At 53.9% G+C, this 13242-nt stretch carries 8 protein-coding genes, 6 tRNA genes and 2 rRNA genes; all 16 read right to left on the bottom strand.

Translation table 11 applies throughout. The annotated features are described in order from the left end of the window. Positions 1-1197: an elongation factor Tu gene (gene tuf / locus C7H08_RS05360; protein ID WP_106670727.1), complete on the bottom strand. Its 1197-nt coding sequence runs from the start codon at positions 1195-1197 to the stop codon at positions 1-3. Between the two features lie 51 nt (positions 1198-1248). Further along, a tRNA-Thr gene (locus C7H08_RS05365) sits at positions 1249-1324 on the bottom strand. Between the two features lie 12 nt (positions 1325-1336). After that, positions 1337-1411 (bottom strand) — tRNA-Gly (locus tag C7H08_RS05370). Positions 1412-1421: 10 nt separating this feature from the next. Further along, a tRNA-Tyr gene (locus C7H08_RS05375) sits at positions 1422-1505 on the bottom strand. Between the two features lie 40 nt (positions 1506-1545). After that, a tRNA-Thr gene (locus tag C7H08_RS05380) sits at positions 1546-1621 on the bottom strand. A 31-nt stretch (positions 1622-1652) separates the two neighbouring features. Further along, positions 1653-2291 (bottom strand): hypothetical protein, encoded by a 639-nt coding sequence (locus tag C7H08_RS05385; protein WP_106670739.1) that lies wholly within the window; start codon positions 2289-2291, stop codon positions 1653-1655. Continuing rightward, on the bottom strand, positions 2288-3022 hold the full coding sequence (locus C7H08_RS05390) for a type III pantothenate kinase (RefSeq protein ID WP_106670740.1): 735 nt from the start codon (positions 3020-3022) through the stop codon (positions 2288-2290). Before C7H08_RS05390 ends, C7H08_RS05385 begins: the two co-directional genes overlap by 4 nt. Then, positions 3019-3984 carry a biotin--[acetyl-CoA-carboxylase] ligase gene (locus C7H08_RS05395; protein WP_106670741.1) on the bottom strand — a complete coding sequence of 322 codons (966 nt, stop codon included), beginning with the start codon at positions 3982-3984 and terminating at the stop codon, positions 3019-3021. The genes C7H08_RS05390 and C7H08_RS05395 overlap by 4 nt, the downstream gene beginning before the upstream one ends. A 111-nt stretch (positions 3985-4095) precedes the next feature. Continuing rightward, a complete protein-coding gene (locus tag C7H08_RS05400) occupies positions 4096-6501 on the bottom strand; it encodes a DUF6160 family protein (RefSeq protein WP_106670742.1) in 2406 nt (801 codons plus the stop codon). A 14-nt stretch (positions 6502-6515) separates the two neighbouring features. Further along, complete coding sequence (locus C7H08_RS05405; RefSeq protein WP_227663429.1) at positions 6516-7073, bottom strand: DUF6160 family protein; 558 nt, start codon at positions 7071-7073, stop codon at positions 6516-6518. Further along, positions 7070-8155, bottom strand: a complete 1086-nt coding sequence (locus tag C7H08_RS05410; protein WP_106670743.1) for a hypothetical protein — start codon at positions 8153-8155, stop codon at positions 7070-7072. The genes C7H08_RS05405 and C7H08_RS05410 overlap by 4 nt, the downstream gene beginning before the upstream one ends. Then, positions 8155-9357 carry a hypothetical protein gene (locus C7H08_RS05415; protein WP_106670744.1) on the bottom strand — a complete coding sequence of 401 codons (1203 nt, stop codon included), beginning with the start codon at positions 9355-9357 and terminating at the stop codon, positions 8155-8157. The genes C7H08_RS05410 and C7H08_RS05415 overlap by 1 nt, the downstream gene beginning before the upstream one ends. Positions 9358-9567: 210 nt before the next feature. Next, a 5S ribosomal RNA gene (gene rrf / locus C7H08_RS05420) occupies positions 9568-9683 on the bottom strand. 90 nt (positions 9684-9773) lie between these two features. After that, positions 9774-12664, bottom strand: a 23S ribosomal RNA gene (locus C7H08_RS05425). Between the two features lie 329 nt (positions 12665-12993). Next, a tRNA-Ala gene (locus C7H08_RS05430) sits at positions 12994-13069 on the bottom strand. Positions 13070-13164: 95 nt separating this feature from the next. Beyond that, a tRNA-Ile gene (locus C7H08_RS05435) sits at positions 13165-13241 on the bottom strand. Position 13242: the final 1 nt, after the last annotated feature.

The following is a 13242-nucleotide window of genomic DNA, read 5'->3' on the forward strand; positions in this document are numbered from 1 at the left end:
TTACTCGATGATCTTGGCGACCACGCCGGCACCAACGGTACGGCCACCTTCGCGAATCGCGAAGCGCAGACCATCTTCCATGGCGATCGGGTTGATCAGGGTAACCGTCATTTTGACGTTGTCACCCGGCATAACCATTTCCACACCTTCCGGCAGTTCGCAAGAACCGGTTACGTCGGTGGTACGGAAGTAAAACTGTGGACGATAGCCCTTGAAGAACGGCGTATGACGACCACCTTCTTCTTTGGACAGCACGTACACTTCACACTCAAACTTGGTGTGCGGCTTAATGGTGCCCGGCTTACACAACACCTGACCACGCTCAACGTCGTCACGCTTGGTACCACGCAGCAGAACACCCACGTTCTCACCGGCACGACCTTCGTCCAGCAGCTTGCGGAACATCTCAACGCCGGTACAAACGGTCTTCACGGTATCTTTGATACCGACGATTTCCACTTCCTCACCAACTTTGACAAGACCACGCTCTACACGACCAGTCACAACCGTACCGCGACCAGAGATAGAGAACACGTCTTCGATCGGCATCAGGAACGGCTGATCAATGGCACGCTCAGGCTCAGGGATATAGTCGTCCAGGGCTTCTACCAGCTTCTTGACAGCGGTAGTACCCATTTCGTTATCGTCTTTGCCTTCCAGCGCCATCAGCGCAGAGCCGATGATGATCGGAGTGTCGTCGCCCGGGAAGTCGTACATATCCAGCAGCTCACGAACTTCCATCTCAACCAGCTCAAGCAGCTCTTCATCATCGACCATGTCCGCTTTGTTCAGGAACACAACGATGAAAGGAACACCTACCTGACGAGACAGCAGGATGTGCTCGCGAGTCTGCGGCATGGGGCCGTCAGCTGCGGAACAAACCAGAATAGCGCCGTCCATTTGAGCCGCACCAGTGATCATGTTTTTCACATAATCGGCGTGGCCCGGGCAGTCTACATGGGCGTAGTGACGAGTCGGTGAATCGTACTCAACGTGGGAGGTCGCAATGGTGATACCACGCGCACGCTCTTCCGGTGCGTTATCGATCTGGTCGAACGCACGCAGCTCACCCGTACCCCATACTTCGTGACACACACGGGTCAGAGCAGCGGTCAGAGTGGTCTTACCATGGTCAACGTGACCAATGGTACCCACGTTCAAGTGCGGCTTTTTACGTTCAAATTTTGCTTTAGACATTCGACCAATCTCCCTAATCAACCAGAATCGCAACGTTGACCGGACAAAAAGTGGAGCTCATGACCGGAATTGAACCGGTGACCTCATCCTTACCAAGGATGTGCTCTACCGACTGAGCTACATGAGCATTAAACCAAATTGGAGCGGGCAGCGGGAATCGAACCCGCGTCATCAGCTTGGAAGGCTGAGGTAATAGCCACTATACGATGCCCGCGAGCAATAAGTGGTGGAGGGGGCAGGATTCGAACCTGCGAAGCTTTCGCGTCAGATTTACAGTCTGATCCCTTTGGCCACTCGGGAACCCCTCCCGTACAAACTCGCAATTGCGAATCTGCTCAAAACTTAAAGTGGAGCTGGCGGACGGAATCGAACCCCCGACCTGCTGATTACAAGTCAGCTGCTCTACCAACTGAGCTACGCCAGCTCACATTCGCCTGTTCAGCGAGGGCGGTATACTACGGATTTTTTTCTGGTGATGCAACACCTTCACAAGCGTAGATTTCCACGAAATCGAAACTGTTGTGATTTTCCGCCTCAACCGCTTGAACCATTTCGGTTTCCCGGTGCGGTTCAACACCTAAAACGAGGGCGTATCCTATCCGATTTCGGGGGAAGTTGACCAGCACTACATTAAGATTCTGCTGTATTTTTTCTTTAAACACCGACTCAGCCGCAGCCCTGGATTCGAACAATCCCAACGAAATGGCGTTGCGGTACTCGCCATCGGTCACCACATAAGACTCAACACCTCGAGCATATAAATCCTGAAACTGTGCCAAGGCCGCCTCCCGGGGCTGCGGGGGTATCATCACCCAGTTCAGCGGTGACAATTCCCGGTCCAATTCCTGAATCAAAAACGGCCTTGCAAATTGCGCCGCCAGTTGATCTGCATCTTCACGGGTATCAATCCAACCAAACCGCAGACACGTTCGCTCTGACTGACTCAGCGACGATCTCGCGTCCTGTACTTTGAGACTGCTGACTCTGGGTAGCGTACCGCCATCCGACTGACTGAAGGCAGACGGCGACTGCCAACTCGCGGTAAACCAGAGCATGCCATTGAGCGCGACCAGCACAAGGGCAAGCCACTTCATCCTCGAGACTCCATCTTTTCAATGTGCTCCAGCCCATCAAGAACCAACCCCGGGCAATGTACCGCGTTCAGACCCAACGTTAAAAATCGGCCTGCGTCGCCACCAGTCACCAGGATTTGCGATAACCCAAGGCGTTGAGAGTCCGCATGCAGCTTGTTCACTAAGCCTTCGGTGAGCCATGCAAGCCCGTGATTAGCGCACTGACCAGTAGATCGCCCCGGCGTAGCGTCAATTTGTTCGTCGTACTCAAATCCAATTCTTGCAGCATCCAACTTCAGACTTCGGCGCATCATCTGTAAACCAGGCAGAATGTAGCCGCCAAGGTGCTTCCCCTCACCGTTGACATAATCCACTGTCACCGCGCTACCGGCATCTACCACCGCGAAGCTTCGGCGATGCACCAGCCAAGCAGCAACCATGCCATGCCAGCGATCAGCCCCCATTTTGGCAACATCCTGATAGGAGTTCTGCAGACCCGCACGTGTCGCCTCGGCCCAATAGAACTGGACCGGAACCCGGGTAAGCCCGGCCAATGCTTGCTCCAGGCTATTCCGGCTCTGTTCCGAACCCACGGTGGAAACCAGAATCCGATCTATGTTTCCGGCGTGCAACCGAAGAGGCTCGAAAGGCTGCGGAACAGTCAATGTTGAAGTTCGCTCCAATACACACCCCGACAAATCCACCAGGCGCCATTTGACTCTTGTATTACCGGAATCGATCAGCAGTATCATGAGCGAACCCGCAAGCTGATGTCGCCTGCCCGCACTGCAACCAGACCTTGCGCGGTCATAACCTGATAATTACCGGTAGCATCAATCCCGCGTCCTTGCCCTAACAGGTCACCCTCTCTCGCCATCAAATCTTGTCCAAAAAAGATATCCTGAGCTTGCCACTCTTCTCTGAAGGCTGCGAAACCCTGCTCTTCAAATTCGGCCACGATCGCCAACACCTGCCCGACAATAGCCGCCGCGATTTCATTTCTGCTCCATTGGATCTCTGGCCACTGGTTTGCGAGGCTGGCCCAGGGCTGATCGACGCCGTTGACTTGCGACATATGCACATTGATCCCGATCCCTGCAATTACCTGAACCTCACCATCCTGAAGCTCCCCCTGAATTTCAACCAGTATTCCACCTAACTTTCTATTGTCGGAAAACAGATCATTCGGCCATTTCAGGCCAACACCGGTCGTACCAAGCGCCGCCAATGCTCTTGATACTGCAACGCCCAGAACGAGGCTCATGCCATCTAGGGCGGAAAAACCTCCGTGAACCGTCAAGCCCAAACTCAGGTAGAGGTTCTCTCCGCGAGGACTGGCCCAGTTGCGTCCGCGTCGCCCACGACCTGCGGACTGGCTATCGGCGATCACAACCGGCAGCGTTGAGGGCACAGACTTTAACCGCCTGGCCACCTCGGCATTGGTTGAGTCAACATCATCAAGAATAACCAGATCGATTTTACTTTGATGGCGCGGGGTCAGAGCCGCCAGAATGCGTTCAACCAGAAGCAGATCCAATACCGACACCAGTTGGTAGCCTTGCCCGCGGATGGTCTTGATCTCAACACCGTCCGCCTGAGCCCGGCGTATCTGCTTCCAGACTGCCGTGCGGGATACGCCCAAGGTTCGCGCAAGGGACTCGCCAGAATGAATACAGCGATCCTGAAGCAATGATAATAACGTGGTGGATTTCATACAGCGGTTTCCGGCGACAAAATAACAGCCCGGATTAGACAACAGGACGGCCCAAAACACAAAAGGGCAACCACCTCGAGTACCCCTTTATTGTCGTAAAGCGTCACGCTCTCAGGGTATCGGTGTTGCCGTCAGGTTCGCTCTGATATCGAAGTTCTGCAGTTTTGCACCATAGACCACCGTCTGATGGCCACCGGTCGGGTGAACAAGGTCGATGTTATTAATTGACAGTTCTTTGAATCGGGTTTCCGCCTTTACTGCGAAGCCAAGTGGTCGGTTGGCAACATCGCCCGGGCCCGGTGCGGACACATAACGATATCCGCCCGGGTTGCCCGGCATCATTATTTTTTCATCACCCCGGTTGCCGACGATGCCTTGCGAGTCGGGGCCATTCGTTTTTTTGATTACTCTGGTCTGGTAAACATCCACTGACAAGTCCGTCCGGATGCCGTAGGTATTGTCGTCAACGCCGCTACCATTGAAATCGCCGCCATCACTGGTATGGATATCGTCTACCAACAAGCCCATACCGGTATTGTTGATCGGTTGCCCCCGACCATCCACGCCGCGATTGTTCTCCCAGAGTATCGCATTCTTTTTATTGTTGCTTTCGCCGCGGGCCAGGATATTTTTCATGGCAATGGTCACGCCCTCACTGCCCCTCTCTTCCCACTGACCACCCGCGGCGCCACAGGCTGACGCTGAACTTCCTGTGGCACCCACGCAGACATCACCGGCCCCGCCCGGCTTGACCAAAGTGGTGCTGCCAAGCTCATACTTCTGGAGCTGCACGCGACCAAAACTGGCCCCGTCTTCCTTGGTGCCGACACGCACGTTTCCGATGTCCATGGTACTCCAGGCTTCTCCGGTTTCGATGGCCAGCCCCCCGTCGGTCACATCCAGCGTCATATCCCGGATGTGGCCGTCATAGGTCATTTCGGTCAGCCACAGGCCTTTTTGAGGAATTTCACCAACGCCCTCATTATAGGGCGCGGCTATCACCGCCGCTTTGCCGTTCCGAATCTGAATATCGGAATTGACTGTCAGACCTTCGCCGGAGGCGCCCCCTGCCCCCAGCGTGACGTGGCCATCAAGTTCAAACTCGTAGGCCGGATAGAAGCCCAAAGCCAACAACAACTCGGTACCCCCCTGCAGTTGCGCATCGTCACTGCCGACACGCAAACCGTTGATTCGATATCCTGCCTCCAAGCCGTCAAAGCCTATGCGCAGGCCATCATAAAAGCGGGTTCCATTGCGCACTTCATTTCGCGTCACATTCACGGTGACATCGCCACGGCCCCAGGATTGAAGTCCGCTGAAGATGATGCGATTGCCGTCTTCCGTGTAACTCAAATCAGCCAGCCGCAAACTCCATTCGGCTGCTAGCCTCAGGCCTTGGGGGCCAGCGTCAGGGTGCCCGCCACCCTGAAGATAGACCGCATTACGGTAGGTGCGACCGTTGAAGACCTGATCCTCCAGCAGAAAGTTCAGGTTAACTGAGCCAAAACTGGCACCACTACTACCCACTTCAATCGCACCAATGTTGAGATTGCCCTCGAGCTTACCAAGCGTCAACGCAACGGCCGGCCGGCCTGACCAGTCCTGATCGACGTCCACCCGCAAGTCGTGAATCCGGTATTCCCCGGTGATGTCCCTGAACGCCAGCGCGCTGTCATCATCGAGGTAAATGAACGATGCCGTATAAATGGTGGCTTCATGGTCCAGCCGCAAACCCTCACCTGAGCGGCCACCAGCGGTAATCCCCGTCCAGGACGACATTTCATAACTGCCCTGCAAACCACCGTAACTGGGCAATGGCAGGCCAGTTGTGGGGTTGGTGCTCCGGCCATAACTGGCCGGATCGCTACTGTAACGCATGGCACCGACACGCCAGTTGCCGGTGACTCGTGGCGAGTTTATTTCCAGGGTACTGCCGACCAGATCCAGAGTGACGCCGAGGGCCTCGACATCCATGGTGACATCGTCCAGGAACACGGTGTTGCCGTTGGTTTGGTAGCCAAGCCGACCGCCGGTCATGGTGTAGGCCGAGTCGAAGGTGTAGCCGTTACCGCCAACACCCCCGTCCTGGCGGATGCTCAAGGTTCCGGCGAGTGACTGATCAAAGAAGAAGCCACCGATACCGACCCCCGGGGCTCCGGCGAGCCGTATGTCCGCGAATTCTACCCGCCGGTCCTCTACCAGATACTCCAGATTTAGCGACGCATCCGTACCGACATCGACCTTGATTCGGTGAAATGCCCCCTGGTCCGAATCAGAAGCAGAACCTACGCGCAACCCTTCGAGATGGACACCCTGACCGTCGTCATAGTACGACAATCGGTCGGCGGCCATACTGAGTTCCATTTCCAGGGTAATACCGCTCTGGGCCTGAACTTGTGACAAGGCCAAATCGTCTAGCTGCTCCATGTCCGCCCGGGCCGCAAGCGCTAGCAGCAGGATCGGGGCAACCATTCCGCGGCGGGACCAATGATGAGAGCGAGCAGTTGTGATGGTCATATACATACCTGCACCTATGGGTTCCCGTCGGGAAACACGAGCAGATTTCCCTGCATGATGACATCTCCCTGCATCTGCACCGCAAAAATGTCGGTTTGCATAAAGCCGGGATCTGTCGGCCGCGCCGTACTACTGGCCGCTAACTTGAACTGAACATCGGTAAACCGAACGGTGTCGGGCAAGCCGAGCTCGATCACGTCCCGGTCAAATAGTTCTCCATCACCCTCAAAGCCAGAATCTATTTTTCTGACTCGCAGGGTTAAGCCTTCGAAGGCAAACAGCCCTTTTATCTCATCCAGGACCAACCAGCCGCCATCCTCTCTGAGACGATAGGCAAATCGGGCACCGCATTTTTTGTCGCTTTCATCGCAGCGTCCGAAATAGCTGTTTTCAATCGGACCACCCACATCATTGATGCTGATATCACCTGACAGATAGATACCGCCCTGACCGGAGACATTCGCGAGCGCCTCGTCACCCAGGGGGGCCATCTCTGCGTGCACCGGGTAAGACGCGAGTGAGAGCATAGCTGCCAGCACCGCGGGATTCAGATAAACTCGGGAAAGGTTCATGGCGCCAGGTCCTTGGTCTGTATTCTCAGGTGCTGTATCAACATACCTTGGACACGGGCGGTGCCAAAATCCTTATCCCCCACACTGAAATTACCGATACTAAGGTTGCTGCGGAGTTCGGGATTACTGTAGTAGTCCTCATAAAAATCCCAGGTCTGGGCATTGCTGCCGGCCCTCAAACCGTTGGCTGCAATCTGCCCGGCACCGGGTGCACGGATGGCATCAACCTCAAGTATGAAGTTGCCGTTTCCGTCAACATCGAAATAGACTGGTTGCAGGCTGTTACCGATCGCCAATTCAAGGGCAAAATCAGACATGGTAATCCGGGAGCCACACGTCGCCCCATCCTGAGTGCAGGCGTTGATCGACAGTTCCGGAGAATAGAAATTCAGCTTGAACTGCCCGGCCATCTGCTGGCGCTGGTCATCACCCCAAAGCCGTAAGTAACTCCCGTCAATTACGGCACTCTTTGCGTGAATATTGAGATTCGCGGACCGGTCATCGCCAACGGCGACATTCATCTGCATTCCGATATCCGCCCGCTCGCCAATCCAGCTGTCCGTGGCGGGTCGACTCGAGCAACTGCCACTGCCCGCTGCGGCGGAACCACCCATACAGTCAAAGCCTTCGGTGGGAGCAATCTTTGACGGCCCCGCAAACTCCAGTACGGCTTTGTTGGCAATGCCGATGTCATTGCCATCGACGACATCAATCCGCCAGGGATTCACAAGTCGACCCAGGTTTACCGGAGTGAGGTTTTCACCATAATTGGTATTGGCACCGGCGATATAAAGGTGATTGACGGTGATGTCGACCTCCTGTCCATCGGTACTCTTGATACCCGAAATCCGGAATATTCTGGACTGATTGCCATCGGCATCAGGACGATCAGTCCCGTGTGAAAAGGTAAAGTTGTCAAAGACCAGACCGATGCCAGCACCATCAATTTCCGACATTTCCGCTTCGCCGAGTGTTTGCAGTTCGGCGGCTGAAAATACCGGTAAAGCGAACCAGAACACGAATACTGAAATCAACCTGAACTGACGATTATAGGTGGCTGAACCTCCCGCGTAGCAAGCCATCAGAACAGGCCTCGACCACGATCAATGTATTCCGTTCGGTATCGGTCGGTACCATATAGTGCTTCGTTCAGATTAACCTCGGTTGCGCCGTTGGGAATATTGAAGAAAGCTCCCGAAGTCGCGCGCACAAAATCATCAACGGTCAAATCGCCCTTTTTAACATCTTTCAGCCAGTCCAGATCTTTGGTCTGAAACGACAGAAACGCACCATCGGCGGGCCCGGTAATTCGGCGTTCTCCGTTAACTTCTTCCACTTGCCCGATAGGAAAACTGTTGTAGCCATCAAGATCAAAGCAGGCATCAATGCCGAGAACTCTGCAGCCCTCAGCGTAAACGTAGATGTCGCCTGAGCCACAGCTGAAAAAGGAGCAGTTAGGGACTTCGACTTCTGAGCTGGAGCCCCAGCCAATCAAATTCTTCAACGCCCAACGTGTAAAGCTGTTGGCGTCCTCAAGAATAAACCGCTCTCCATTGGGCACGCCGATGAATTCCGCCCTGATCGGATCCAGCTCACCCCGACGAGGGTCGCTGGGATCACCATAAACAAGTTGAGCCTTGGTGGCCAGAGGACTGCCACCTGCCAGGAGCGGGGCAAGAAGAACAATCGCCTGATCGAAAAAATTGCCACTGGAACTGGCTTGCGACAGGCCTTCACCACGGTCAATGATATCAATATTGACGTTGCCGGTGAGGGTTTCGATTTTACCGGACAGCACACCCATGGCGTTGCCAAATCCGAGACGCACACCGACCACCTCGCTGGTTGATTCGTCAAAGGCGAACTCGAAGAAGGGATTCTCGATCATGAATGGGACGATTTCATTTTCGGAATAGGCTGTGCCGTCAGGTCGATATTGGCGAGCAGCCTTACTGTTGCGTTGGTAATAGGCCTGATTGTTAATGTAACCAAGGGCGAAGTTTTTGATCAGGACGTCGGAGGAACCTTCAGTTTCCCCCTCTCTCTCATAGCGACCCAGCTCTAAAACATCAATATTGGTCTGGAGTTCGATATCCATACCGAGGTTAACGCGGGTGTAAGAAGTGCTGTCGCTGGGATCAGGGTGATACTGTCGATCAACAGAAAGAAACGCCTGACCGGTCACCTCAGACATCTGTTCGTCGGTAATAGGCTGCAGGCCAGCGAGGCTGGGTAACGGCAAGACTGCCAGCCAAGCCAGCAGTAGTCGTATTTTTTTACTCATAGTCACACCCTTGTGCCGCTTTTTATTATTGACGGCATCGACTGGATAACTGATGAGTGTCTCTGAAGCTGGCTTTCTTGTAATTCGGTGCCAGTCTTTATCGAATGTTATCTTTGTTTGCGGCTTTTAGCTGTGCGCTTCGTCATGTTTTCGGTGCACCAAACGAAAAAACCCCCGACAGCGGTGCTATCGGGGGTTAGGGTATTAAGAGTCTGACGATGACCTACTCTCACATGGGCAGAAGCCACACTACCATCGGCGCTGGTCTGTTTCACTGCTGAGTTCGGGATGGGATCAGGTGGTTCCAGACCGCTATAGTCGTCAGACAAAACGGTTGATCACTGGGGGACGAGATAGAACGTGTGATGTTGATTTCGATGTTGCTTAGCGTTATCCGCAATTGTCTTGGGTGTTATATAGTCAAGCCGCACGAGCAATTAGTACTGGTTAGCTCAACGCCTCGCAGCGCTTACACACCCAGCCTATCAACGTCCTGGTCTTGAACGGCTCTTCAGGAGGCTCAAGGCCTCAGGGAGATCTCATCTTGGAAGGGGCTTCCCGCTTAGATGCTTTCAGCGGTTATCCTGTCCGAACGTAGCTACCGGGCAATGCCACTGGCGTGACAACCCGAACACCAGAGGTTCGTCCACTCCGGTCCTCTCGTACTAGGAGCAGCTTTCCTCAAATCTCCAACGTCCACGGCAGATAGGGACCGAACTGTCTCACGACGTTCTAAACCCAGCTCGCGTACCACTTTAAATGGCGAACAGCCATACCCTTGGGACCGGCTTCAGCCCCAGGATGTGATGAGCCGACATCGAGGTGCCAAACACCGCCGTCGATGTGAACTCTTGGGCGGTATCAGCCTGTTATCCCCGGAGTACCTTTTATCCGTTGAGCGATGGCCCTTCCATACAGAACCACCGGATCACTATGACCTGCTTTCGCACCTGCTCGACGTGTCTGTCTCGCAGTCAAGCGGGCTTGTGCCATTACACTAACCGCATGATGTCCGACCATGCTTAGCCCACCTTTGTGCTCCTCCGTTACGCTTTGGGAGGAGACCGCCCCAGTCAAACTACCCACCACACAGTGTCCTCATCCCCGATAAGGGGACCAAGTTAGAACCTCAAACATGCCAGGCTGGTATTTCAAGGTTGGCTCCACCAGGACTGGCGTCCTGGTTTCAAAGCCTCCCAGCTATCCTACACAAGCATGTTCAAAGTTCACTGTGAAGCTATAGTAAAGGTTCACGGGGTCTTTCCGTCTAGCCGCGGATACACCGCATCTTCACGGCGATTTCAATTTCACTGAGTCTCGGGTAGAGACAGCGCCCCCATCGTTACGCCATTCGTGCAGGTCGGAACTTACCCGACAAGGAATTTCGCTACCTTAGGACCGTTATAGTTACGGCCGCCGTTTACCGGGGCTTCGATCAAGAGCTTCGCACGAATGCTAACCCCATCAATTAACCTTCCGGCACCGGGCAGGCGTCACACCGTATACGTCCACTTACGTGTTTGCACAGTGCTGTGTTTTTAATAAACAGTCGCAGGGGCCTGGTATCTTCGACTGGTTTCAGCTCCACCCGCAAGGGGTCTCACCTACCACCAGCGTGCCTTCTCCCGAAGTTACGGCACCATTTTGCCTAGTTCCTTTACCCGAGTTCTCTCAAGCGCCTTGGTATTCTCTACCTGACCACCTGTGTCGGTTTGGGGTACGGTCTCGAATAGCCTGAAGCTTAGAAGATTTTCCTGGAAGCATGGCATCAATGACTTCTCGCCCTAGGGCAATCGTCGTCGCGTCTCAGAATTGTGGGCCCGGATTTGCCTAAGCCCACTCCCTACACGCTTAAACCGGGACAACCGTCGCCCGGCTCACCTAGCCTTCTCCGTCTCTCCATCGCAGCTATCCAAGGTACGGGAATATTAACCCGTTTCCCATCGACTACACCTTTCGGTCTCGCCTTAGGGGCCGACTCACCCTGCGCCGATTAGCGTTGCGCAGGAAACCTTGGTCTTCCGGCGTGGGAGTTTTTCACTCCCATTGTCGTTACTCATGTCAGCATTCGCACTTCTGATACCTCCAGCATGCTTCTCAACACACCTTCGCAGGCTTACAGAACGCTCCCCTACCACGCATCTTGCGATGCATCCGCAGCTTCGGTGACCAGTTTGAGCCCCGTTACATCTTCCGCGCAGGCCGACTCGACTAGTGAGCTATTACGCTTTCTTTAAAGGATGGCTGCTTCTAAGCCAACCTCCTAGCTGTCTGAGCCTTCCCACATCGTTTCCCACTTAACTGGTACTTTGGGACCTTAGCTGGCGGTCTGGGTTGTTTCCCTCTTCACGATGGACGTTAGCACCCACCGTGTGTCTCCCGGATAGTACTCACAGGTATTCGGAGTTTGCATCGGGTTGGTAAGTCGAGATGACCCCCTAGCCGAAACAGTGCTCTACCCCCTGTGGTATTCGTCCGAGGCGCTACCTAAATAGCTTTCGGGGAGAACCAGCTATCTCCGGGCTTGATTAGCCTTTCACTCCGATCCACAAGTCATCCCCTGGCTTTTCAACGACAGTGGGTTCGGTCCTCCAGTTGATGTTACTCAACCTTCAACCTGCTCATGGATAGATCGCCCGGTTTCGGGTCTATGCCCAGCGACTAATTCGCCCTATTCAGACTCGGTTTCCCTACGGCTCCCCTAAACGGTTAACCTCGCCACTGAACATAAGTCGCTGACCCATTATACAAAAGGTACGCCGTCACAGAACAAGTCTGCTCCGACTGCTTGTACGCATACGGTTTCAGGATCTATTTCACTCCCCTCACAGGGGTTCTTTTCGCCTTTCCCTCACGGTACTGGTTCACTATCGGTCAGTCAGGAGTATTTAGCCTTGGAGGATGGTCCCCCCATATTCAGTCAACGTTTCTCGTGCGCCGACCTACTCGATTTCACTAGACTCAGGTTTCGGATACGGGGCTATCACCCACTATGGCGGCACTTTCCAGAGCCTTCTCCTACCAGTTGTCTAGCTTAAGGGCTAGTCCCCGTTCGCTCGCCGCTACTTAGGGAATCTCGGTTGATTTCTTTTCCTCGGGGTACTTAGATGTTTCAGTTCCCCCGGTTCGCCTCTTACACCTATGTATTCAGTGCAAGATACCTAGCCGAAACTAGGTGGGTTTCCCCATTCAGAAATGCCCGGATCACAGCTTGTTTGCCAGCTCCCCGAACCTTATCGCAGGCTTCCACGTCTTTCATCGCCTCTGACTGCCAAGGCATCCACCGTATGCGCTTAGTTGCTTGACTATATAACCCCAAGACAACTGATCTGTACGCCACCACAAACAAGAGCCCCGACTCCACCGAAGTGAAACCAGCTTTCTCATCCAGGATGAGGTTCAGAGACAGTCGCTCGAAGTCATATACAACCACTTCAACGACAACACCGGATAACGCTTGAAATCGTTATCACATTGAACCTATTTCTCTCGGAGATAATGAGAAAAATAGTTTCGTGTTCTATCTCGTCCAATTTGTTAAAGAGCAAATCTGACCCAGTGATCAGAAAGGAAGATTTCATCAATCTGAAACATTCGTTTCTGTACACTGCTAACCGTAGTTAGTCAGTTAATATTTGGTGGAGCTAGGCAGGATCGAACTGCCGACCTCCTGCGTGCAAGGCAGGCGCTCTCCCAGCTGAGCTATAGCCCCAGTAAGCTATGTCTAAAATCGTTCAGATCAAGGCATCGAATGGCGCCGCATAGCCTGCTATGCAAGTCATTCGATAACGCCGAACTGGGCGATTTTGGTGGGTCTGGGTGGACTTGAACCACCGACCTCACCCTTATCAGGGGTGCGCTCTAACCACCTGAGCTACAGACCCG

Source organism: Marinobacter halophilus (genome assembly GCF_003007685.1).
Lineage (GTDB): Bacteria > Pseudomonadota > Gammaproteobacteria > Pseudomonadales > Oleiphilaceae > Marinobacter > Marinobacter halophilus.

Excerpts from the sequence above, each read along its gene's own strand:
- tuf (WP_106670727.1), bottom strand. The coding sequence starts at position 1,197 with ATGTCTAAAGCAAAATTTGAACGTAAAAAGCCGCACTTGAACGTGGGT.
- C7H08_RS05385 (WP_106670739.1), bottom strand. The coding sequence starts at position 2,291 with ATGAAGTGGCTTGCCCTTGTGCTGGTCGCGCTCAATGGCATGCTCTGG.
- C7H08_RS05390 (WP_106670740.1), bottom strand. The coding sequence starts at position 3,022 with ATGATACTGCTGATCGATTCCGGTAATACAAGAGTCAAATGGCGCCTG.
- C7H08_RS05395 (WP_106670741.1), bottom strand. The coding sequence starts at position 3,984 with ATGAAATCCACCACGTTATTATCATTGCTTCAGGATCGCTGTATTCAT.
- C7H08_RS05400 (WP_106670742.1), bottom strand. The coding sequence starts at position 6,501 with ATGACCATCACAACTGCTCGCTCTCATCATTGGTCCCGCCGCGGAATG.
- C7H08_RS05405 (WP_227663429.1), bottom strand. The coding sequence starts at position 7,073 with ATGAACCTTTCCCGAGTTTATCTGAATCCCGCGGTGCTGGCAGCTATG.
- C7H08_RS05410 (WP_106670743.1), bottom strand. The coding sequence starts at position 8,155 with ATGGCTTGCTACGCGGGAGGTTCAGCCACCTATAATCGTCAGTTCAGG.
- C7H08_RS05415 (WP_106670744.1), bottom strand. The coding sequence starts at position 9,357 with ATGAGTAAAAAAATACGACTACTGCTGGCTTGGCTGGCAGTCTTGCCG.